This window comes from Paracoccus sp. KR1-242 (assembly GCF_049446195.1).
In the GTDB taxonomy this organism is placed as follows: domain Bacteria; phylum Pseudomonadota; class Alphaproteobacteria; order Rhodobacterales; family Rhodobacteraceae; genus Paracoccus; species Paracoccus broussonetiae.
In genome coordinates, this window is record NZ_JBMSED010000001.1 from 118,176 (window position 1) to 141,153 (window position 22,978).

A 22,978-nucleotide genomic window follows, 5' to 3' on the forward strand; every position below is an offset into this window, starting at 1 on the left:
AAGTCGATGCGGGGCTTTCGTCACCGACGGTCGGGGGATAGCGTCAATCCCGAACCTGAAAATTGGGGGTATACCATGTCCGAGAACGAGATCGTCATCCTGTCCGGCGCGCGTACGGCCATTGGCGGCTTTGGCGGCAGCCTTGCGGCCATCGCGCCGATCGACCTGGCCGCAATCGTCACCCGTGCCGCGATCGAGCGGGCGGGGATCCCCGCCGACCGCATCGGCAGCGTGGTCTTTGGCCATGTCCTGAACACCGAGCCGCGCGACATGTATCTGTCGCGGGTGGCGATGCTGAACGCGGGCGTTCCGCATACGACCCCGGCGATGAACGTGAACCGGCTTTGCGGATCCGGGGCGCAGGCCATCGTTTCGGTCGCGCAGGCCCTGATGCTTGGAGATGCGGATTTTGCGGTCGCAGGCGGCGCGGAATCGATGAGCCGCGCCCCCTATGCGGTTCCGGCCGCGCGTTTCGGTGCGAAGATGGGCGATGTCCAGATGATGGACATGATGGTTGGCGCCCTGACCTGCCCCATGGGCACCGGGCATATGGGGATCACGGCGGAAAACGTCGCCCGCGAACATGACATCAGCCGCGAGGCGCAGGATGCCTTCGCGCTGGAAAGCCAGCGGCGCGCTGCCGAGGCGATTTCCGCAGGCCGCTTCACCGACCAGATCGTCCCGGTCGAGATCAAGACCCGCAAGGGAATGGTCGCCTTCGACACGGACGAGCATCCGAAGGAAACCGACCTGCAGAAGCTGTCCGGGCTGAAACCGGTGTTCCAGAAGGACGGCTCGGTCACGGCGGGCAATGCCTCCGGGATCAATGACGGCGCGGGGGCGCTGGTGCTGGCCCGTGCCGATGCAGCAAAGGCCGCGGGCGCGACGCCGCTGTTCCGGCTGCTCGACTATGCCGTTGCGGGTGTCCGCCCCGAGGTCATGGGCATCGGACCCATTCCCGCGGTCGAGGCGCTTTTGAAACGCACCGGCCTGAAGGCAGCAGATTTTGACGTCATCGAGTCGAACGAGGCCTTTGCCGCGCAGGCGCTTGCCGTGAACAAGGCGCTTGGCCTTGATCCCGCCAAGGTGAACCCGAATGGCGGCGCAATCGCGCTGGGCCACCCGGTCGGGGCGACCGGCGCCATCATCACCATTAAGGCGATGTATGAGTTGATGCGCACCGGCGGCCGCAGGGGCCTGATCACCATGTGCATCGGTGGCGGTCAGGGGATCGCGCTGGCGATCGAGCGGATCTGATCCGCAATCCCCGAAATGACAAAGGGCGGTCCCCAAGGACCGCCCTTTTTTGCATTCCGCCGCGACGGATTTCATCATTGCGGCGAAAATTTGGAACGGGCCGCTTCCGAAGAAACGACCCGCGAGATCCACGGAGATGGTCCGGTTAGGGTTGGTGCCCACCGTCCCAGTCAGGGTTTACGACCCTTGGGGCTGCCCTTAGGCCACGGCCCCCCTGACTGTCCCGACACCTCTCTCCAATATCACTCTCGACACTGGACCACCTCCTTTCAATGTGTTGCCGTATGATCTTAGCGTGACACAGATCGAAGATCAGTCAATGAATTTGCGCACGTCGCTGGATCAAATTTCCGACGATGATCCTGAACGGAATGAGAGCGACAAGCGCCTGCGCCATTTTGACTGTCCAGTCGGCAACTGCCAAAGAAACCCACAACGGCTGCACGGGACCGTGTCCCAGCAGGGGAAGCATCTCGTTTGCCCAGGAAACATCGTCGCCCGGAAACAGCGGAGTCAGTGTGGCCGAAAAGGCGATGCTGAAGAAAACGACGGTATCGAAAATCGACCCGGCAACGCTGGCCGCCAGCGGCGGCAACCACCAGTTGTATTTCCGCAACGAGTTGAAGACCGAAATGTCCATCAGCTGCGCGGACAGGAACGCCGCGCCCGAGGCGATGGCGATGCGCAGCGTGGTCTTGTCCATGCCCGCCGCGATGAGCGAGCAGACAACGCCGGTCACGAAGCCCGCGTAGACAACCCGGCGCGCGGCCGAGGGACCATAGATCCGGTTCATGATATCGGTGACAAGGAAGGCGACCGGATAGGTCAGGGCCCCCCAGGTCAGCCAGCTGCCCAGCAGATGCTGGACCAGGATGTTCGAGGCCACGACAACAGTGGCCATGGCGATGACGCCAGGAAGAATGCGTGGCATGTCTGGTTCCGTTTTGACAAGGTAGCGGCGACTCGGCCCCGGATCACGGGGCATGGCCGCATAATCCCGCAACTGCAACCTGTCAATCCGATTGCAGGGCCGTCTTGTCCGACTGGGCCGGGGGCGTGGGGTCCGGCTGCTGCTCGACCACGCGGAATTCGACGAATTCGGTGCGCTGGAAGCGGCTGAAATTGTCGTCTGATATCAGGGTCAGCATGATGCCCTGCGGGCCTTGCCAGACGGACATCCCCTCAAGATTGTCATATTGCAGCGGCAGGCTGACCAGAAGTTCCTGTTCGTTCGTGACCCCATCGGGGGTCAGGTCGAAGCGCCGGACCCGGCTGCGAAAGCCCAGCAACCCCATGAAGTCGCGTTCCAGCAGGTAAAGCCGGCCATCCGGGCCGATATCGGCATCGACCGCCAGGAAATCGCCCCGGCGCGGGATCGAAAAGGGCTGGTCCCAGGCACCGTCGCGAAAGCGCCAGACCGGAAAGGGGCGGTTCATCCCGCCCGAGCGTTCGGGGATGGTGAGCAATGTGCCATCCGGCAGGATTGCCAGAGATTCCAGCGAAGAATTGCGCTGCATCTGCTTGAACGCCTCGGGGCGGGGCAGGACATGGGCAGGGGACTCGGGCGTGTCATGGCTGACAACGCGGGTCAGCCCTTCGTAGCTGATCCACAACTTGCCGTCCTTGCCGACCGCCAGCCCCTCGCTGTCGCCGCGCCAGCCGGGCCGCAGGGGGCGGCCTTCGCTGTCCTTGATGCGGGTATCGCCCTCGGACAGGACGCGCAGGATGCGCCCGTCCGGGTCGCGTTCGATCCGGCCCCAGCGCAGCGTGGCCCGGTCCGAAAGCGCGATGAAACGGGTGCCACCCTCGGACAGGTGCAACCCGGAATAGCCGCCGAAATCGGGCTCGTCGATCGACCAGACATGGGTATCCACGCGCTCGACCAGGGGGGCGACATCACGCGACTGCGTCGCCGGATCGGCGGCGCAGGAATGGGACAGCGTGGCCAGGACCGTCAGGAATGCCAGCGCGATCCCGCCAAGGGGGCGGCGGAATCCGTCGTCATGTCCTGTCGCCAGACCGCTCAGCGCGCGACGGCGACGGCTTGGCATTGTCTTGGCATCTCGCTGAGCCGGAAGCTGCGGGGATGGCGATAGTTCGGATCGGGCGGCACCGGCTTCACGCGGCTCGGGTCGATGCGGTTGCGGATCCATTCGGCCGCCTCCTCGCACCCGTCGCCCCGCGGAGGTGCGTCCTGCTGCTGGCAGGCCGACCCGGCCGGGCAGCTCAGCCGGACGTGGAAGTGATAGTCATGCCCGTTCAGCGGCCTGACCTTGCGAAGCCAGGCGCGGTTCCCCGTCTCCATCTGGCACATGGCGACCTTGGCCACCGGGTCGATGAAGATGCGCTCGACCCTGGGATCGCGGGCGGCGGCGCGGATGATCGCCATATGCGAGGGCGACCAGTTCCCCGAGGGCGCCGTCCCCGCGCGGTTCACCACCGAAACCGCCGAGATGTTTTCCCGCTGCTTGCGCGACAGTTGCAGGCTGGGCGGCGGCAGCAGCCAGATATCGGCATCCAGCCCCATCTGGTGGCTGGCATGGCCGGTCACCATCGGGCCGCCGCGCGGCTGGCTCATGTCGCCGATATAAAGCCCCTGCCAACCGGCTTGACGTGCTGCCTGCGAAAGGCCGACCAGAAAGCCCACCAGTTCGGGATGGCCCCAGTTGCGGTTGCGCGACAGGCGCATGACCTGCCAGGTCGGGCCGGATTCCGGCAACTGCGCCGCGCCGGTGACGCAGCCCTTGGAGTAAAAGCCGATCGCCGCCGCGCCGCCGCCGGTCGGGCCGGGAACGCCGCCGAAGACATCCTTCGCCAGCGGGTCCGCCACGCCCGGCATCGCGGTCGCAAGGGACAGGATCATTGCGCCCAGAATTTTTCGGATCACTGCTCGGGTTCCCCTTTTGGTTGGACCCAGATTAGCAAAATCAGCGAAAGAAGGAACATGCCGATCAGTGGCGTGATGCCCAGCCGCAAGTTCCCGCTTAAACCGGTGGTCAGCGCGATCAGGAACGGGGCCAGGAAGGTCGTGGCCTTCCCCGACAACGCGTAAAGGCCAAAGACCTCGGTCGCGCGTTCGGCCGAGGTATGCAGCACGACCAGCGTCCGCCCGGCGGCCTGGATGACACCACCCGCGCCGCCGATCAGCGCCCCGCAGATGAAATAGATCGCATCCGGCAGGTGCGAGCCTTCGGCCAGCGGAATGCCCATGATGGCGCTGCGCTTCATGCCCACGATAATGGTGCAGACAAGGATCAGGACCACAGTGCAGACGATCGTGACCGGCTTCGGACCCCAGCGGCGGTCAGCGCGTCCACCGAACCAGCAGATGATCGTCGCCGACAGAGCCGCCACGATGCCGAAGATCCCCGACAGGATGACCGGCCAGCCCAGCACCGCGCCGGCATAGATCCCGCCAAAGGCATAAAGCCCGTTCAAAGCATCGCGCGAGAACATCGAGGAGAGCAGGAAGGCCGTCAGCGAGCGCCGGTGCCGCAGGCTTTTCAGCAGGGTCCACAGGTCCGCCATCGCGGCGCGGATGCGGACGGGGCGCCGGGGGCCGGGGGTCTCGGGCACCCAAAGCGCAAAGGGGATCATGAAAACCAGATACCACAGCGCGGTCAGCGGCCCCGCGGCGCGCGTCCCCTCGCGCAGCGCCGGGTCAAGGCCCAGGACCGGCTGTATCCCCAGAAGCGTGCGCCCGGTCTGAGAGTTCTCGGCCAGAAACATCAGCATCAGGAACAGTGCGATCACCCCGCCAAGATAGCCAAAGGCGAAGCCCGAGCCAGAGACGCGCCCGACGTCATCCCGGCTGGTCAGGCCGGGCAGCATGGCATTGGTGAAGATGGTGGCGAATTCCATGCCGATCAGCCCGATCCCGAAACAGGCGATCGCAGTCACCAGATGGGGCTGTTCGGGCATCAGGAACCACAGGCCCCAGGCACCCGCCATGTAAAGGGCCGAGAACACCCAGACCCAGACCAGTCGACGCCCGCTGTTATCGGCGATTGCGCCCAGAACCGGGGCCAGTACCGCGATGATGAACCCGGAAATCGCCAGGCCGTAACCCCAAAGCGACTGGGCGGCGGCGCTGGCGGCCTCGGGGGTCATGCCTTGGGCGACGTAATGGTTGCGCGCGACTTCGGCGTAATAGACCGGGAAAATGAAGGTCGTCAGCAGCGTCGCATAAGGCTGGCTCGCCCAATCGAAGAACCACCAGCCCCAGATCCGTTTGCGCTCCATGCCGGTTTCCTTGCTGGCCGTATCTTTCGCGGCCATAAGGCCAAACCCCGCTCAGACTGGCAAGTCGTCTTTCGGGTCGGCAGGGGCAAGGGGCGGCAGCACCGGCGGCCAGGGGCGGCGCGCGTCGGCCTCGATCCAGGCCTGCACCCAGCCGGGCAATTCGGGGCCCTGCGGGTCGCTTCCGGCGGCGGCCATCAGGCGGGCCGGGGCGACGATGCCCTGGTCCGAGGTGATCGCGGCGCGCAGCAGCATGTGGTTGCAGCATTCGCCTTTGCGCCAGATGCTTTGCTCCATGTAAAGGAAGCGTGCGTCCCATCCCAGCGTGCGCGACACCATCGTGAACCGGTCGAAACCCCGCACCCGGCGACGATAGCGGACCGAATTTCCGGCGACGGTGATGCCCCAGCCGTTCTGCCGCATCGTGTCGATGATCCCGGTCCGCACGGCCATCGGCACGCGGCCCAGGTCGTAAAGCGTCAGGGTGCGGCCGTTGTTCAGCTCGATCCAGGGGTCGAGATCCCAAGGCCAGCAGCGATGCGTCGTGACATGGGCTTCAAGAACACCGATCCGCGGCGCGTTTCGGTATTTCAGCATCTCGGTCGCGAAGCGCAGGATGGGATACATCGGTCCTCCTTGTATGGAACCCCGGCTAGCGGGCAGGGCCGGGTCCGTCAATCGGGACGCTGCGGCGGTCAGGGTTGCGAAACGGCCGGGGCTGGCTTACCTGTCGCTGACATGCGCAAGGCGAGGATCTGATGGGCACGCTGTTCGAAGCACTGATGCTGATACTTGACGTCATCTGGTTCGTGATGATCGCCCATATCATCATGTCCTGGCTTATCAACTTTCAGGTGCTGAACCTGCGCCAGCCGCTGGTCTGGCAGATCTGGAACGGGCTCAGCCGGATGCTTGAGCCGATCTATGCCCCGGTCCGCAGCATCCTGCCGAATACCGGAGGGCTGGATCTTGCCCCGCTGGTCGTCTTCATCATCATCATCATCGCGCAGCGCGCGCTCGCCAACAACGCCGGCTGGTTCTACGGGTTCTAGGGGATGTCGGCAGCACCGCTGCTCCGGCAGGTCTTCGGTTTCGACGGATTCCGTCCCGGCCAGGAAGAGATCGTCGACGCTGTGGCTGCTGGCCGCGACGTGCTGGCGATCATGCCGACAGGCGGGGGCAAGTCGCTGTGCTTTCAGCTTCCCGCCCTGATGCGGGATGGGCTGACGGTGGTCATCTCGCCGCTGATCGCCCTGATGCGGGATCAGGTTCGCGCCCTGACCGAGGCGGGCGTCGCCGCCGCCGCCCTGACCAGCGGCAATTCCGAGGATGAGAATGCCGAGGTCATCCGGGCGCTGAACGCGCGCGAATTGCGGCTTCTGTACATCGCGCCGGAACGCCTGGCCTCGGGGGCGACCGTCCCGATGCTGAGACGCGCGGGCGTGCAGGCCATCGCCGTGGACGAGGCGCATTGCGTCAGCCAGTGGGGCCATGACTTTCGTCCCGATTACCTGCGCGTGGGCGAATTGCGTCAGGCGCTTGCGGTTCCGCTGGCGGCCTTTACCGCGACCGCCGATGCCGAGACGCGGGACGAGATCGTGGCCCGGCTGTTCCAGGGCGGTGATCCCCAAATTTTCCTGCGCGGTTTCGACCGGCCGAACATCCACTTGGCCTTTCAGCCAAAGGACGGGCCGCGCCGCCAGATCCTGGACTTCGCGGCCGCGCGCCGCGGACAGTCCGGCATCGTCTATTGCGGCACCCGCGCCAAGACCGAGACATTGGCCCAGGCGCTGAACCAGGCGGCCCTTCCCGCCGTCGCCTATCACGGCGGCATGGAGGCCGAGAGCCGCCGCGCCGTCGAGACGCGCTTTCAGCGCGAGGACGGTTTGATCGTCACCGCGACCGTGGCTTTCGGCATGGGGATCGACAAACCCGACATCCGCTGGGTTGCCCATGCCGACCTGCCGAAATCCATCGAGGCCTATTATCAGGAAATCGGCCGCGGCGGGCGCGACGGCGCCCCGGCCGAGACGCTGACGCTTTACGGTCCCGACGACATCCGCCTGCGCCGCAGCCAGATCGATGAGGGACTGGCCCCGGCCGATCGCAAGACCGCCGACCATGCCCGGCTGAACGCGCTGCTGGGTCTTGCCGAATCCCCGACCTGCCGCCGGGTGGCCCTGCTGGGCTATTTCGGGGAAGACGCCGGACCTTGCGGCAACTGCGATATCTGCGCGGATCCTCCTGAAACGTTCGACGGCACCTCGGCGGCGCGCAAGGTGCTGTCGGCGGTGCTGCGCACGGGCGAGACCTATGGCGCGGGTCATATCATCGACGTGCTGATCGGGAACGCGACCGACCGTATCCGGCAGCGCGGCCATGACCAGTTGCCGACCTTTGGCGTCGGGGGTGACATCTCGCGCCAGCAATGGCAGGCGATCATGCGCCAGATGCTGGGCCGCGACCTGATCCGCCCCGATCCGGAACGCCACGGGGGGCTGGCGATCACGCTGGCCGCGCATCCCGTCCTGCGCGGAGAGGAGACGGTGATCCTGCGCCGCGATCTGATCAACCGCGCGCGTCCCGCCGTGGTGGTGCGCACGCAAGTGGATGAGGAGGACGCGCCGCTGCTGTCGGCACTCAAGGCCAAGCGCCGCGCCTTGGCCGAGGCGGCGCGCGTGCCCGCCTATGTCATCTTCCCGGACCGCACCCTGATCGAAATGGCCCAGTCACGTCCGGCGACGCTGGACGACATGGCCCGCGTGAACGGTGTGGGTGCGAAGAAGCTGGAAAGCTATGGCGAGGAATTCCTGCGCGTGATCGCGGGCGAGGTCGCGCCCATGCATCCTGCGCGGAGGGCGCTTGCCGGACGCGCTTCGGGCGATCTTTATGATCGGCTGGCCGAGGTGCAAAGCCGGCTTGGACGGGGCGAAGACGGCACCGGCAAGCCACTTTCCGTCGGAACCTCAACCCTGCGCCGCATTGCCGAGGATCGGCCGGCGGATCTGGCGCGCTATCTTGACCCCGCGCGGATGGAGCGCTTCGGCGAAGCCTTCCGGGCCGAGATCGACGCCCCGGCGGATCACTGATCGGCGGCGGCGCGGGCTCGGTCCTCGGGGGTGGGCAGGCCGTCGCCCTCGGGTGCCTTGACGCCGAAGACCGCACAGTAAAGCGCCGGGACGAAGATCAGCGTGACCAGCGTTCCCGCGATGATCCCCCCCATCATGGCATAGGCCATGGGTCCCCAGAACACCTGCCGCGAGATCGGAATCAGGGCAAGGCTAGCCGCGGCGGCCGTCAGCAGGATCGGGCGCGCGCGGCTGTCCGAGGCCTCGAACACCGCGTCCCATTTGCCGTGGCCCTTGGCGATCAGGACCTGGATCTCGTGTGCCAAAATCACCGAGTTGCGGATCAGGATCCCGATCAGCGCCAGTACCCCAAGGATGGCGACAAAGCCCATCGGCACGCCAAAGGGCAGCAGCGCCGCGACCACGCCGATCAGCCCCAGCGGCGCCGCGGCAAAGACGATCAAGGACAGGCGGAAGCTTTGCATCTGGATCATCACCAGAAGCGCCATAAGCAGCAGCATCACCGGCACCACCGCCGCGATCGGCTGCTGGCTTTCGCCAGAAGTTTCGACCGTGCCGCCAACCACGATGCGGACCTGAGCGGGCAGAGACTTCTGGAAATCCGCGACCCGGTCCGCCAAAGCCGCGACCAGCGTGGCGGGCTGATCCTTCGTTGCGATATCGGCCTTGACCGTCACCGTGGGCAACCCGTCGCGCTGCATGATCAGCGGCTGTTCGGTCCCGTATTGCAGCTGCGCCAGCGAAGCCAGCGGGATCGGCGTCCCGGTCTGGGTCGCAAGCTGCAGGTTCTGGATCGAGGCCAAGGACTGGCGGTCGCTTTCCGATCCGCGCGCCAGCACGTCGATCAGGAAGATGCCGTCGCGCAACTGGGTGATCTGTCGCCCGGTGAACGTGCCCTCCAGCGCGCCGGCGATATCCTCGTTGGTGATCCCGACCTGACGGGCCTGGTCCTGGTTCACTTGCAGCGTGATGACTCGGGCAGGTTCGTTCCAGTCCAGCGAGATGTCGCGCAACCGCGGTTCGGTCGCGAGCACTGCGGCAAGATCGCGCGCCGTGTCCCGCGCCTGGTCGATATCCGGGGACGAGACGCGATACTGGACCGGCTTGCCGACGGGTGGGCCGATCTCAAGGTTCTTGACGTAAAGGTCGGTCCCGGCCAGCTCGGTCTTGCCGAATTCGACCAGCCGCGCCTTCAGCCTGTCGCGCGCCGCAAGGTCGGGGGTCTGGATCAGGATCTGGCCCATATAGGGGCCGGGGGTCGGCACGTCCATCGACAGGACAAAGCGTGGCGCGCCGCGACCGACATAGGCGGTGTGAAACAGCGCCTCGTCCTGGCTGTTCAGGAATGCCTCGATCCTGGCGATGTCGGCATCGGTCTTGGCGATCGAGGCATTGGCACGTTCGGTCACGTCCAGGATGATCTCTGTCCGGTCCGAGGTGGGGAAGAACTGCTGCTCGACATAGCGCATTCCAAGGACCGACAGCGCGAAGGCCGCGACGGTGATCCCGATCGTCACCCAGCGGAAACGCATTCCCAGGATCAGCACGCGATGGAAACTTCGCCGCAGCCTGCCCGGCGCGCGGTCGTGATGGGGCAGGGATTTCGCCAGAAGGGTCACGCCCAGCAGCGGGGCGAACAGGACGGCAACGATCCAGCTGACGATCAGCGACACCGCGATCACCACGAACAGCGAAAAGGTGAATTCGCCCGCCGCCGAGTTGTTCAGCCCGATCGGGATGAAGCCCGCGACCGTGACCAGCGTGCCGGTCAGCATCGGAAAGGCGATGGACGTCCAGGCGTGGCTGGCCGCGCGTTCCAGCGTGTCCCCGATCTCAAGCCGCGAGATCATGGTCTCGATCGCGATCATGGCGTCGTCGACCAGAAGCCCAAGCGCGATGATGAGCGCCCCCAGCGAGATGCGTTGCAGGGTGATCCCGAAGACGTCGAGGATGACGAAGGTGATCGCCAGCACCAAGGGGATCGTCAGGGTCACGACAAATCCCGCGCGCAGGCCAAGACTGATGAAGCTGACGATCAGGACGATCGCCACCGCCTCGGCCAGGGCGCGGACGAAATGGCCCACCGCATCGTTGACGACATGGGGCTGGTCAGCGAATTTCGCCATCTCGATCCCGATGGGCAGGTCGCGCGCGACCCCGGCCATCAGGGCGTCGACCTGCTTGCCGAATTCAAGGATGTTCTCGCCCTCGCGCATTCCGATCTGCAGGCCGATGGCTTCCTTGCCGTTGAAGCGGAACAGCTCGCTTGGCGGATCCTGATAGCCACGGCGGACGGTCGCGACATCGCCGATATTGAAGAAGCGATCCCCGATCCGCAGGTTCACCGCGGCAATGGCGGCGGCGTCGTCGAATTTGCCGCCCACCCGCAGGAGCACCTGTTCGGGACCGGCCTGAACGATGCCCGAGGGTGCGATCGAGTTCTGCGTCGCCAGAGTCTGCACGACCTGCGTGTGATTGAGGCCAAGGGCCGCCAGCCGGGCTGACGAAAACTCGATATAGACCTCTTCCTTGCGGACGCCCAGAAGCGCGGTCTTGCCCGCCATCGGCAGGACCTGCACCTGCTTGCGGATATCCTCGACCCGGTCGCGCAGCTCTCGCGGGCTGAAGCCGTCTGCGGTGAAGGCATAGATGTTGCCAAAGACGTCGCCGAAATCGTCGTTGAAGTGGAAGCCTTGGAATTCCTGCGGAAAGTCCGGACGGATATCCGACATCATGTTGCGCACGCGCTTCCAGACCTCGGGCACCTGGGCGCCGCGGATGGTGGGATCAAGCTCCAGATAGACGATGGACTGGCCCGGCATCGTGACCGAGCGGGTGTATTTCAGCTCGTCCAGCTCTTCCAGCTTGGTTTCGATCCGGGTCGTCACCTGGTTCAGCGTGTTCTCGATATTCGCGCCCGGCAGCGAGGCGCTGATGACCATGATCTTGATGGTGAAGTTCGGGTCTTCCTCGCGGCCCAGCCGCAGATAGCTGAGCGTGCCCGCGATCATCGAGACGATCAGCAGGAACCACACCAGCGAACGGTGATGCAGGGCCCAGTCGGACAGGTTGAAGCTGCGGTCCTTCATGGTGTGACGCTGGCCCCCACGGCCTGACCTTCCCTGAGCGAATGGATGCCGCGGATGACGACCTCGTCACCGGGACGCAAGCCGGCGGCGACGAAGAACATCCCCTCGATCTCGGGGCCGGTGGTCTGGACCCTGCGGGCCGAGACGGTCGCGGCCTTGCCCTGGCGCGTGACGATCCAGACCCGGCTTTCTCCGTCCTTCTGGAAGATCGCCGCCGCCGGGACGGTCAGGCGGTTCGCATCGGCAAACACCGGTCTTGCCCGGACCAGCGCGCCCAAAAGGAACCCTTGGGGATCGTCCAGCGACAGGCGGACACGGCGGCTGCGGGTCGCGGCATCGGCCACCGGCTCGATCCGCGCCAGCGTGGCCTGACGGCGCAACTCGGGGTGGTTCGGGGACCAGACCTCGAACCGGTCATGGGATTCAAGCCGGGCGACCAGCGCCGCCTGGGCGTCGATCACGACCTCAAGCTCGTCCTGCCCGGATAGGTCCACGATTGGCTCGCCGGCTGCGACGACCGCGCCCGGCGTGGCATGAACCGCGCTGATCACGCCGTCGAAGGGGGCCCGCATCTCGGCATAGCTTTCTGTGTCCCTGGCGCGGATCAGTTCCGATTGCGCCTGCTGGTCGGCTGCGATGGCGGCGGCAAGGGACTGTTCCGCCTGTTCAAGCTGCGCCGTGGTCGCGACGTCGCGTTCGACCAGAGCGCGTGTCCGGTCCGCCGCCGATTGCGCGGTCTGAAGCTGCACCTTCGCGGCCTCTGCCGCGGCCTCGGCCGAACGGACCTTGCCTTGCAAGTCGTCGGGGTCCAGCGTCGCCAGCACATCCCCCCGATGCACCACGTCGCCCAGATCGACATTGCGCGCTGTCAGCCGCCCCAGCGTCTGGAATCCCAGCGCGACATCGACGCGGGCCCGCACGACACCGGGAAACGAACGATCGCGGGTCTGCGCCTCGCCCAGAACTACGCTGACGATCGGGCGCGGGGCATCGGTCGGTGCCTGCGCCGCAGCCATGCCGGGCGGCAGAGCCAGCGCAAGGGCGGCAAAGATCATGCGCAGCCGCCTCATTGCGTCGACTCCGCGTTTTCGGCGCGGATGACTTCGCGTCCCGGATAGAGCGCCTGCGACCCCTTGCCGACGACGACCTGGCCGGGCGTCACGCCACCTGTCAGGATCACCGCGCCCTCGGCGAAGCGTTCGATCTCGACCTGCGCCAGCGAGACGCGGCCGTCCTTGTCCACGACCCAGACGGCGGGTGCGCCGCCGCTGGCGGTCAGCGCCGTCCAGGGAACCGAGATGCCGCGCCCGATGGGGAAATGCACCGCGCCGCGCACGGCCGAACCCAGCAACTCGAACCCCGGAGGCGGGTGCGCGATCCGGGCACGGACCAGGACCGAGCTTGTCGCGGCATCCACCAGGGGCGCGATCTCGGTAACGGTCGCCTGCATCCTCAGGTCGGGGAAGTCGATCCCGGTCAAGCTGACGGGCGCCCCCAGCGCGTCCTTGAGGAAGGGAGATTCCGGCGTCTGGAACACGACCTCGCGTCCCGAGGCCGAGGCAAGGGTGATGACCGATTGCGCCGCCCCGACGATCTGACCCGGCTCGAGATTGCGCGCGGTGACGATGGCATCGGCGGGGGCGCGGATCGTGGTGTCATCCAGAGCCCTCTGCGCCTGATCGCGGGTCGAAACCGCCTGCGTCAACGCCCCTTGTGCCGAGGACAGCGTCTGGTTCGCATTGTCCAGCCCCGCGCGGGTGCCGACGCCGCGATTCAGCAGGGCCTGCGCGCGTTCCTGCGCCTGCCGGGCCTGTTCCTCGCTTGCCTTGGCCGAGGCGACCGAAGCCTCGGCCACGCGCAGGGCCTGTTCAGTTTGCAGCGGATCGGTTCGGGCCAGCGCCTGCCCCCGCGTGACGGTATCGCCTTCGCTGACCAGCACCTCGACGACGCGGCCGCCATTGCGAAACCCGATCTCGATCGTGTCTGTGGCCCGGACGGTGCCGGTCAGGGCGGCGTCGAAGGTCAGGGGCGCGTCCTCGACCGCTACGAATTCCACGGCCAGCCTGTCCTCGGCCAGCGCGGGCTGGGCAAGAACGGGCTGGGCAAGCAGCGGCAAGACAAGGGTCGTGGGCAGCAGTCGGCGCATTCCAGTCCCGTTCCGGTTTGGACTTTTATTGCCAATCCAACGGGCGGTTGAAAGTCCCGATCTGCAATGTTGACGCGAAGAGAGCCGGTGCGGGGGACCTGGCCCGCCCGCCTGCTTTATTGATAGCTGCGCACAAGCGCGGCGGCGATCAGCCCCCAGCCATCCACCACGACGAAGAAGGCCAGCTTGAAGGGCAGGGCGACGACTGCCGGCGGCACCATCATCATCCCCATCGACATCAGCACCGCCGAGACCACCAGATCAATGATCAGGAAGGGCAGCGAGACGAGGAAGCCGATCTCGAAGGCGCGCTGGATCTCGCTCAGCATGAAGGCGGGGACCAGCACCGACAGCCGGTCGGGGGCGGCCTGCGGATCGGGCGCAATCCCGGCCAGTGTCTGGATCATCTCGGGGTCGGTCCGCGCCTCCATGAAACCCCGGAACGGGACCATGCCGCGGTCGAAGGCTTCCTCGATGGTGATCGTGCCGTCGCGCAGGGGGGCGCCGGCAGTAGTCCATGCCTCGGTCAGGACGGGGTTCATCACGAACCAGGTCAGGAACATGGATAGGCTGACGATCAGCATGTTCGGCGGTGATTGCTGCAGTCCGATCGCCTGGCGCAGGATGGACAGGACGGTGACGATGAAGGGAAAGCAGGTGACCATGATCGCGATGCCGGGGGCAAGCGACAGTGCCGTCATCACCGCCAACAGGGTGATCGCGTGACGCCCGACGCCGTTCGCGACCTGGTCGGTCAGCGCCGGGACGCCCGCCAAACCCGAGCCATCCTGCGCCAGCGCGAAATGCGGGACCAGGATGAGCGCCAGTAGAAGCAGCGCCTTCACGATGCGTCGGCCGGACCAAGAATGCGCACGCAAAGCCTGCTGTCGTCATCGCCCGCGGCGACGAGTTCGCCATGCGCGATGACCTTGTCGCCGACGCAGATCTCGACCCCGTCCGAGATTTCCTGGTCCAGCGTCAGGATCTCGTCATTGCGCAGGCGCGACAGTTCGGCGACGGTCAACCGGGTTCGGCCCAGACGAATTGTGACCTCGACCTGGATCTGGTCGGTGGCGATAAGGCTGGCAAGCGGGTCCATGTTCATTCCTCCTGAAAGATGTCCGCGATGACGGCGCCGAGTTCGTCCAGCATCCGGGCCGGATCGAGGCAGGTCCGCCCGGCCCCGCTGCGCAGTTCGACAAGGGGCGCGTCCCCGGCACCGTCGACGATCGAGGCGTTCCGCAGCCCGCTGCGGGCAAGGCAGTCGCGGATGTCCTCGGCCATATCGGGCGGGCAGCGGATCTGCAGCGATGTCTCGGGATCGGTCCCGGCCAGCTTGGCCAGCTGCGCCTCGACCGCCACCATCAGCCGGTCCGTGGCCGAGGCTCGGCCCAGCAGTGCCACCAACCCGGTCAGAACCGGCCTGAGATCGGCCATGGTTTCGCGGCGGATGCGCGCGGCTTCGGCATCCCGGCCATCGCGATGCTGGCCAAGCCGCGCGAGTTCTGCGCAAAGCGCGTCGAGGCTGGCCTCGCGCCCGTGGTTCAGGCCACGCTCATAGCCGTCCTGATAGGCGCGCTCGGCCAAGGTGTCGGTCGGCGACGGCTCGGGATCGGCGGCGCGTGTCCCAAAGGATTCCAATCGCAGGGCGATGGCGTTCATATCGCGTCCTCACGTTTCTCGATCCAGCCGGACAGCAGTTTCAGGCTTTCCTCTTTCCGGGCCTTCATCAGCTCGCGCAGGCGTGCCACGGGATCGCCGTCCGGCAGGGGTGCGAAGTCGATTTCGGGCACCGCGGTCGACAGGGGTGGCATGGTTGCCGGTCCCGCGATTTCCTCGACCGGCAGTGCCGCCGGTTCGGTCGGGCGGCTGGCGTCCAGCAGCGCGCGTGCCGCCGATCCCTCGGGCCGGCCGCGCAGCAGGGGGCGCAGCAGGAATGCGGCAAGCGCCAGCGCGAAGAATCCGATCAGCGCGATCTTCATCAGAGCGTTCAGGTCAAGCCGCGCCAGAAGTCCGCCCTCGCTGGCCAAGGTTCCGCTTTCGGACAGGTTGGCGAAGGGCAGGGACTTCACCGTGATCGCGTCGCCCCGCGCCTCGTCGAAGCCCACGGCCGAGGCGACGAGTTCGCGGATCGTCTGCAGATCTCCCTCTTCGCGCGGGACAAGCTGCGGGTTGCCGTTCGCGTCGGGCTTTTCGATCCCGTTGACCAGCACCGCGACGGTCAGGCGGCGGGTGGTGCCGGGCTGGCGGTTGACCTCGCGCGTGACCTTGCTCACCTCGTAATTCTGGCGCTGGCGCGTTTCCGAGCGCGAGGCACGGCTTTGATCGCCCTTGTCATCCTGCCCCTCGGGCAGGTTCGAGGCGGCCGTGACCGTTCCCGGCTGATTGTTCTGGCTTTGATCCGCCAGTTCCTCGCTTTCCTGCGAGATCAGCGCCCGGTTCTGGGGGTCGAAGCGCTGTTCCGTCAACAGCTCGGATTCGGTGACGAGATCCATGTTGACCTCGACGATGGCGTTTCCGTTGCCGACATGGGCCTCAAGGATGCGTTCAACATTCCTTTGCATCTCGGCGGAGCGGTCCTCTCCGGCCAGATCGTCGCTGGTCGAGATGACGCCCCTTTCGCTGTCGATCACGGTGACACGCTCGGGCTTCATTCCAGGAACGCCGGAGGAGATGAGGAATTTCAGTGCCTTGGCCTGCGCGTGGCTGATCGGGCTGGCCGCGGTCGTCAACGTGACCGAGGCGCTGGGCTCGGCCTCGCGGCGATAACCGCGGGCTGACGGGACCGCCAGATGGACGCGGGCCGCCTTGACGTTCGGCAGGGCCAGTGCGGTGCGCGCAAGCTCTCCTTCCTTGGCGCGCCAATAGGCCGCGTCGAACATTTGCGAGGTGGTGCCAAAGCCGGACATTCCGTCCAGGATTTCGTATCCCGTGCCGCCTGCGGCTGGCAGACCCTGTCCCGCCAGCGTCATCCGAAGCGCGTCGCGGCGGCTTTCCTCGACCCAGATCGTGTCGCCGCGGATTTCGAACGGGACGCCCGAGGCCTCAACCGCGGCCATGACTTCGCCCGATTGCTGGGCCTCCAGACCAGAATACAGCAGCGCCATGCCGGGCCGCCCGGCAAGCCAGGACAGGCCCGTCACAAGCGCGAATGTGACCAGAAAGGCCGCAACCAGAAGGGCTTGTTGTTTCGCGCTTCGGGCGCGCCAGTAGTCCTGCAGCTTCAGCAAAACCGTCCCCTTTCGAATCGTCTGGCTTGTCTGTCTCGATCCTGATGGCATGGGGGCGCTTAAGAATTGGTTAAGCGCTGTAAACCGCATAAACGGTTGTATATCAGACAATTAAGTAGATGAGTGCTGTAGATACTTGCATCAAAGGCGCATGAGCGCAGAAGGCAGGCGCGGCCAACCTAGCACAGCGAAGGTTAACCGACAGTTGCCGGGTCGTTATGCGACTAAAGTATGATTCACAAGGACAGGTTTCCGCTAGACAGGATTCCGCGACTGCGGCTAGGCTGGTCTTGTTTATCGCCGCATTCCGTGGATGCGGTTGACGCGCAGCTAGCCTGCGAGACGACCACACAAGGCCATCGCTAAACTGAACGCAGCGCCCATTCGCTGACCGATCTCTCATGCGCTTCTGCGTGGCGATCGGACTGCCGGGCGACCGATGAAACATGGGAGGAGGCAAGCATGACCAAAATGACAACGCTCGAAGAGGAGATGCTCATGGAGGAAGTTCGCAGTCTGATCCTGAACGAACTCGAATACATCTCTGAGATGAAAACGTTGCTCGCAATGCTTGTCGCCATCAACGATGAGCATAATCGGCTTCACGGGTCGCCCTAAGCGAAAAGGGCGGCGGCGTGTCGCACGGGGATAAGGAAGCCCTGCACGCCGCCGCCCAGCGGCCCCAGCGCTGAACTCTTCCGACCGACCAGCACGGTCAGAGGATCAAGCGTGTTCCGAAATTCGACGGGATACCGGTTTCGATATTCGGAGCAATAGGGCCTGAATTAAGTATAGCGTCAGAAAGTTAATCCGCTACGGCTCATTTAGTTGGGACGGTGGAGGAATATAAAATGATGGAATATTGGCTCGCTGCCTGAAAGCAAAATCTTTGCTTTATGGGCGCAAATGTAGGGTCTAATATTAAAGAACATGCCCGGCGTTTTGGAGCCGCCGGGCATGGAAAACAATAGCACCTATAGCTCCATTATAATTAGGTCCGATAAACACCGCAAGCGCGAATATGCGTTTTGCAAAGGGAAATCGCTTTGGGTGAAAGCTGCCGCATCCTCAGAAATGAAATGACCCGTCGCACGGTGAATGCGACGGGTCTACGGCTGAAACAAGGAGAAAGGTCTGCCAACCTGAAACTCCGAGAGGTAAATGATGGAAAGCGAAAACCATCTCAATATGTTTATACGGCTATTCGCAGGAAACCCAAAGACATATTATCGGGCTGATCCCACGCTTGTTACGAGAAGCAGCGACGGAAAAGTCGAAGCCCGGTATCTTTGCATCGGTGGGAAATTGCCCGATGAATATTTCCGCGAACACCTAGAAGGTGGACTGGGGCTTTCTATTGTCCTGAACAAGCCCGGACCTGATGGCGCACTTGACCATGTGACACGGGCGGCGGTCGATATTGACGACTACAGCGTTGACCCCGCTGACGTCGCCGCCAAGCTGGACGCCGCCAAGGTTCCCCATGTCCTGACGCTGAGCAAGAGCGGTGGCGTTCACGTGCACCTGTTCTTTGCCGATCTGATCCCGGCGAAGCTGGCGCAAGGGCTTGGTGCGCAGGTCAAAGCGTTGCTCGGCCTCGACCCAAAGAAGGTTGAGGTCTTCCCCAAGCAGGCCATTGTGGAAGAAAGTGACAGCGGAAGCGGCCTGAATCTCTGCTACCACGGCGCGAACCGCCGGGGCTGGTCGCCTGAGGGTCCGCTCGCACTTGGCGACTTCCTGCAGAGGTGCGAGGCCGCGCATATCAGCCGCGATCAGCTGGCCTCGCTGATGGGAGCCCTACCGAACCCGCCGAAGCCGCAGGCGCGCTTTGTCCCTTTGGCTGAGATGGCCCCCAACAAGGAGGATGCGCCGTTCTATGGCGGCCCGCCATGTATGCAAAAGCTGGTCGCGGAAGGTCCGGTCGGGGATCACCGCAATAACTTTCTCTACAACGTCGCCGTGTTCGAGAAGAAGGCGGGCGCTGATGGCTTTGACGAGATCCACGCGGCCCTAATCACTGCCAATGCCCGCTGGTGCTCGCCGCCGCTCGATCCGAAAGAGGTCAAGGGCGTCGCGAAGTCCGTCGCCAAAACGGCCGGGGCGCATTTCAAATGCAACGATGAGCCGATCTGCGGTTTGTGTAACAAGGACCGCTGCAAGAGCCGTCCGTATGGCATCGGCGGTGGTGGCGGAATCCCGTTCTACGATGAGATCGTGGAAAAGGTCAGCGGGCATTACCATGTCGTGAGCCTCGGCGGTAAGCCAGTGGTCATGTCGAGTGAGCTTGTCCCGAGCCAGTTCCATACACGCCGTGCCTGGGTGGTTCAGACCTATGGCGACTTCCGTGGCACGTTAATCAATCGCAGCGTGAAGATACCCACGAAAGACGGCTACCGGGTGCAGAAGCTGGCTGACACCTATCTCACCGATCCTGAGAGGCCGACCTATGCGGGCGTGGTTCTCGATGATCGCAACAGGTGGCCCGACTTCCTCAACCTCTGGCAGGGGTTCGCCGTCGAGCCTGCGCCCGGCGACTGGTCGCTGTTCAAAGAGCATCTGCGCAAGGTGATCTGTGCGGGCAACAAGGGTCTCTACGACTACGTTCTCGGCTGGATGGCTTGGAAGGTCCAGAACCCCTGCGCCGTGCCCGGCGTGGCGCTGGTGCTGCGCGGCGGGCGCGGAACCGGCAAGAACACCTTTGCCGAGGGATATGGGAAAATCTTCGGCCAGCACCTCTACATCACCGCACACAGCGATCAGGTCATGGGGCGCTTCAATGCCCACCTGATGGATTGCTGCCTGCTGATCGCCGACGAAGCGTTCTGGGCCGGGGACAAGAGGCATGAAGGTGCTTTGAAGTCCATGATTACCGGAGAGCAGATCGGGTTCGAGGGCAAGGGGCTGAAGGCCGTTCAGGCCGACAACCACATCGGCATGGTGGTGCTGTCGAACAACGACTATGTGGTCCCGGCGGGCCTCGATGAGCGCCGGTTCTGCGTCCTCGACGTGAGCGAGGAGCATAAGCAGGACAGCACCTATTTCGCCGCGCTGCGCGCCCAGATGGATGCGGGCGGACGCGAGGCCTTGCTGCACGATCTCCAGCAGATGGACCTGACGGGCTTCGATATCCGCAAGGTGCCGCAGACCAAGGGCCTGATCTACCAGAAGCTTGAGTCCGCCGAACCGTTCCTGAAATGGATGATTGAGGCACTGACGGTCGGCAAGATCACTTTTCCGCACAAGACGCAAGCGGGTATGGACAGCGAAAACTGGACGCGTGGTGCCAAGTTCAGCGTCGAGAAGGATGAATTTTTCGCGGCCTATCATGAATGGTGCAAGAACAATACACGCAAAGGTAGCGTGGCGAGCATTCAGAAGATTGGTCGCGATGTCGGCAAGTATCTGTTCGGCGGTGACAAAGTGAAGCAGCACCGTGAAGGAAGAAACGGGCCTTGGTCCTATGACCTGCCGTCTCTGGAAGAAAGTCGCCACATGATTGAAAAGGCATTTGGCGGCGAAATTGACTGGGGCGAGGACAACGTGATCGAATTGCCCGAAAAGAAGCCAAGCGGCGGGGTATCCGAACAGGACCGGAGGGGATACATGGGCGATGACTACGACGACTTAGAATTCATCGAGCCACGGAAGCACTGACGCTGCGCTCATGATGCCCCTTTGCGCCCATGATGTTTTCTGCATGGGCGCAGTTTTCCGCAATGAAATCAAGGCGCGCGCTCATGTTGCCCATGTTGCCCATGTTAAACAGGCAATTTGCTGACGCGAAGCTTGGGGTAACTGATCTGAATTTCGGGTTGCATTCTAGGATGCGAATGCAACCCGAGGCGACCCTTTAAAGCGCTTGTGCTAAGCAAATTGATATACATGAGCTAACATGGGTAACATGAGCGCAGCATTTGATAATAAACAACTTTTTTGCACCCATGATGTAGCTCATGTATGCGTTTTGCGCCCATGTTATAAAAAAGGTCATCCTATCTTGTTGTCGAGGTCGAAGTTTGGAAATCTATCGCCAAACTTCGTCCTCGCTGCTTTTTGGAATTCCTCAGTCGCTCTCCATGTAAATGGAATATCAGCATCAAGCATTTCCCTGATGTTGCTTATCAACAAATTTAACCTGCCTCCTTGGATGGAGATTTGCTGGGTAACCCTTTGTGAAAACTCGCCGCCCATGACCCCGCCTTCTATGACGAGGCCTTTTTCCATGCTGGTTTCGAGCAATTTATGCAAGTCTGCTCGATGAGCGTTATACGCTTGCATCACCGCAACGGTATTTGCCACACGCGTGCTAATAAGATGAACGTCGTTTAGTAAATCTGCCTTTCGCAAAGAAATTAAAAAAGCCGTTTCAGAGGGATCAATCTCTTTCGGCGCGCGATGCTCTCCTACAGTTTGGGTAAGCACCTTCCAAGGCTCGGCATCTCCCATGCCTTCTTCTTTTGCTAATGCAAACTGCTTATCAATATGTAGCTTAAGATTTGCGAGCAAGTTATATGAGTCTAATAATTTGAAAAAGGCTGAATATGCCTTCTCCGCTGAGTTCTGTGTCACCTCCTCTTCCCTTGCTCGTCTTTGACCTTTCAAGCTTGCACTGGTAGCCCAATATGACGCCCCGACAGCGAGCGCGCCGCCGATTATGGCTGATATCAATGGAACCCAAATGCTCTCGCCAATATGCAAATCGCTGAAACCCAGCGCGGCCGCCGCCTCCGTGCCTACACAATATCGAATTTCTCCGAAAGCAGACGCCGCAGTGATATCGCAATTTAAGTTCATCGCATTCCTCAGCGTTGCCCCATTTCCACGGTCACCTTAAACTGTTTCTTGCCAGTGTCATGGAGGAACCGCGATGCCTTATTGCCTCGTTCTGACCCAGCGGTTGAGCAATCCGCGGGACCGAAACGGCATCTTCTATCTGTCGGCGCAGTTTGTTCCGCTGAGCAGCGCTTGGGACATGCAGCCGCCAGACGACGCTGAGCTAGAGCGCCTGCGGACACAGGGCCACCATTTCGTGTCCAACATCGTCAGCGAACACGCGACAATGCCTGCGGCACTGAAAGCCCTCAGAGAAACCGCCGAGGCACAGGGCATCTACGACGACCCGACCTATCTCAACGAACGCCCCGATCAGCCGAAGACCAAGCCGCGTCCTAGGATTGATGACCCAGACAGGCGCAAGCGTATCCCGACCGGCCATGTGAAATACTATGAGCCAATGACCGGGCGGTCTGGCTTCTTTGCAAGAGACGATGCCCCGGCTGGATGGGTGCGGCGCAGCCGTGCGGATAGCCACAGCCTGCTATGCGTGGCCGGCGATGGCCGTCTGTCTTACTATCCGTTTAACGCAGTGCCGTATGGGCATGGCAAGCTGGTTGCGCGGGTCGTGCGCGGCAGCAAGGTCCACCATGCTCTGACCCTCCTGGACAGCGACATAGGCGCCACCAAGGAGGATTTGCGGGAGGTGCTTGGGCCAAGCTGGGGCTGGCATGAGGCCAAGCGATACTTGCAGACGCAGAAGGGTTATCGGCTGTTCGAGGTGGAGCCAGGTATCTATCACATCTACCAGCCGATCTGGTTTGTCGGAGAGCCGCTGCCTGCCTTCTACACGGCGCATATGGACCGGACCTATGGCCCGCACCGCAGGACTGGATGAGGGCGTATGAGGGCGGGGCTCACCCACCGGGGGGGGCGGTGTAGAAGAAGCCGCTGGGGGCGCGACAGCGTGCGGGGTCGTCCAATTCTACAACGAGCCGAAAATTCAGCATACAATCGCATACTGAACGCCATTTGCGCCTGGCACAATTGACACTATTCGATGTGATGCCTACGTTCACGCCTGTGTGAGAGGGAGGAATGAAGCCTTGGCTGCGTAGCGGCCTTTGTAAGTAATCAGCGCAAGCTGGGTCTCCG

The 22,978-nt window shown here is 63.5% G+C and carries 19 protein-coding genes; 6 read left to right on the top strand and 13 right to left on the bottom strand.

Features of this window, described 5'->3' with window-relative positions:
• Positions 1 to 75: 75 nt before the first annotated feature.
• Entirely contained in the window at positions 76 to 1,257 is a 1,182-nt protein-coding gene (locus ACO2Q4_RS00540) for an acetyl-CoA C-acyltransferase family protein (RefSeq protein ID WP_423316567.1), read from the top strand.
• A gap of 316 nt (positions 1,258 to 1,573) precedes the next feature.
• Here ACO2Q4_RS00540 and ACO2Q4_RS00545 read toward each other — a convergent pair whose 3' ends face one another.
• The 5 genes from ACO2Q4_RS00545 to ACO2Q4_RS00565 all read right to left on the bottom strand — a co-directional run bounded on the left by ACO2Q4_RS00545 (position 1,574) and on the right by ACO2Q4_RS00565 (position 6,123).
• Positions 1,574 to 2,188, bottom strand: coding sequence for a queuosine precursor transporter (locus tag ACO2Q4_RS00545; RefSeq protein ID WP_395134581.1), 615 nt, complete (start codon positions 2,186 to 2,188; stop codon positions 1,574 to 1,576).
• An 82-nt stretch (positions 2,189 to 2,270) separates the two neighbouring features.
• The gene (locus tag ACO2Q4_RS00550; RefSeq protein ID WP_423316569.1) at positions 2,271 to 3,308 is read right to left on the bottom strand and encodes an esterase-like activity of phytase family protein; all 1,038 of its coding nucleotides are present in this window, start codon (positions 3,306 to 3,308) and stop codon (positions 2,271 to 2,273) included.
• Positions 3,281 to 4,144: a penicillin-insensitive murein endopeptidase gene (gene mepA / locus ACO2Q4_RS00555; protein ID WP_390908462.1), complete on the bottom strand. Its 864-nt coding sequence runs from the start codon at positions 4,142 to 4,144 to the stop codon at positions 3,281 to 3,283. Before mepA ends, ACO2Q4_RS00550 begins: the two co-directional genes overlap by 28 nt.
• On the bottom strand, positions 4,141 to 5,499 hold the full coding sequence (locus ACO2Q4_RS00560; RefSeq protein WP_423316571.1) for an MFS transporter: 1,359 nt from the start codon (positions 5,497 to 5,499) through the stop codon (positions 4,141 to 4,143). Before ACO2Q4_RS00560 ends, mepA begins: the two co-directional genes overlap by 4 nt.
• A gap of 51 nt (positions 5,500 to 5,550) precedes the next feature.
• Positions 5,551 to 6,123, bottom strand: a complete 573-nt coding sequence (locus ACO2Q4_RS00565) for an acyl-CoA thioesterase (protein WP_311760228.1) — start codon at positions 6,121 to 6,123, stop codon at positions 5,551 to 5,553.
• A gap of 131 nt (positions 6,124 to 6,254) precedes the next feature.
• Here ACO2Q4_RS00565 and ACO2Q4_RS00570 point away from each other — a divergent pair, with 131 nt between their 5' ends.
• Complete coding sequence (locus ACO2Q4_RS00570; protein WP_311760229.1) at positions 6,255 to 6,548, top strand: YggT family protein; 294 nt, start codon at positions 6,255 to 6,257, stop codon at positions 6,546 to 6,548.
• A gap of 3 nt (positions 6,549 to 6,551) precedes the next feature.
• Entirely contained in the window at positions 6,552 to 8,585 is a 2,034-nt protein-coding gene (gene recQ / locus ACO2Q4_RS00575; RefSeq protein ID WP_311760230.1) for a DNA helicase RecQ, read from the top strand.
• Here the strand turns inward: recQ and ACO2Q4_RS00580 are convergent.
• The 7 genes from ACO2Q4_RS00580 to fliF all read right to left on the bottom strand — a co-directional run bounded on the left by ACO2Q4_RS00580 (position 8,579) and on the right by fliF (position 17,050).
• Positions 8,579 to 11,674, bottom strand: coding sequence for an efflux RND transporter permease subunit (locus tag ACO2Q4_RS00580; RefSeq protein WP_423316574.1), 3,096 nt, complete (start codon positions 11,672 to 11,674; stop codon positions 8,579 to 8,581). The two genes, recQ and ACO2Q4_RS00580, sit on opposite strands and share 7 nt — an antisense overlap.
• Entirely contained in the window at positions 11,671 to 12,744 is a 1,074-nt protein-coding gene (locus ACO2Q4_RS00585) for an efflux RND transporter periplasmic adaptor subunit (RefSeq protein ID WP_423316576.1), read from the bottom strand. Before ACO2Q4_RS00585 ends, ACO2Q4_RS00580 begins: the two co-directional genes overlap by 4 nt.
• On the bottom strand, positions 12,741 to 13,820 hold the full coding sequence (locus ACO2Q4_RS00590) for an efflux RND transporter periplasmic adaptor subunit (RefSeq protein WP_311760233.1): 1,080 nt from the start codon (positions 13,818 to 13,820) through the stop codon (positions 12,741 to 12,743). Before ACO2Q4_RS00590 ends, ACO2Q4_RS00585 begins: the two co-directional genes overlap by 4 nt.
• A 116-nt stretch (positions 13,821 to 13,936) precedes the next feature.
• Positions 13,937 to 14,665, bottom strand: a complete 729-nt coding sequence (gene fliP, locus ACO2Q4_RS00595; protein WP_423316578.1) for a flagellar type III secretion system pore protein FliP — start codon at positions 14,663 to 14,665, stop codon at positions 13,937 to 13,939.
• On the bottom strand, positions 14,662 to 14,919 hold the full coding sequence (locus ACO2Q4_RS00600) for a FliM/FliN family flagellar motor switch protein (RefSeq protein ID WP_395134570.1): 258 nt from the start codon (positions 14,917 to 14,919) through the stop codon (positions 14,662 to 14,664). Before ACO2Q4_RS00600 ends, fliP begins: the two co-directional genes overlap by 4 nt.
• Positions 14,920 to 14,921: 2 nt before the next feature.
• A complete protein-coding gene (locus ACO2Q4_RS00605) occupies positions 14,922 to 15,482 on the bottom strand; it encodes a hypothetical protein (RefSeq protein WP_423316580.1) in 561 nt (186 codons plus the stop codon).
• Complete coding sequence (gene fliF, locus ACO2Q4_RS00610) at positions 15,479 to 17,050, bottom strand: flagellar basal-body MS-ring/collar protein FliF (RefSeq protein WP_423316582.1); 1,572 nt, start codon at positions 17,048 to 17,050, stop codon at positions 15,479 to 15,481. The genes ACO2Q4_RS00605 and fliF overlap by 4 nt, the downstream gene beginning before the upstream one ends.
• A gap of 462 nt (positions 17,051 to 17,512) precedes the next feature.
• Here fliF and ACO2Q4_RS00615 point away from each other — a divergent pair, with 462 nt between their 5' ends.
• Positions 17,513 to 17,668, top strand: a complete 156-nt coding sequence (locus tag ACO2Q4_RS00615; protein ID WP_423316584.1) for a hypothetical protein — start codon at positions 17,513 to 17,515, stop codon at positions 17,666 to 17,668.
• A 546-nt stretch (positions 17,669 to 18,214) separates the two neighbouring features.
• Positions 18,215 to 20,704 carry a DUF5906 domain-containing protein gene (locus ACO2Q4_RS00620; RefSeq protein WP_423316586.1) on the top strand — a complete coding sequence of 830 codons (2,490 nt, stop codon included), beginning with the start codon at positions 18,215 to 18,217 and terminating at the stop codon, positions 20,702 to 20,704.
• Between the two features lie 333 nt (positions 20,705 to 21,037).
• Here the strand turns inward: ACO2Q4_RS00620 and ACO2Q4_RS00625 are convergent, their stop codons facing one another.
• Positions 21,038 to 21,844, bottom strand: a complete 807-nt coding sequence (locus ACO2Q4_RS00625; RefSeq protein WP_423316588.1) for a hypothetical protein — start codon at positions 21,842 to 21,844, stop codon at positions 21,038 to 21,040.
• 73 nt (positions 21,845 to 21,917) lie between these two features.
• Between ACO2Q4_RS00625 and ACO2Q4_RS00630 the strand changes: the two genes are divergently transcribed.
• Positions 21,918 to 22,721 carry a hypothetical protein gene (locus ACO2Q4_RS00630; protein ID WP_423316590.1) on the top strand — a complete coding sequence of 268 codons (804 nt, stop codon included), beginning with the start codon at positions 21,918 to 21,920 and terminating at the stop codon, positions 22,719 to 22,721.
• Positions 22,722 to 22,978: the final 257 nt, after the last annotated feature.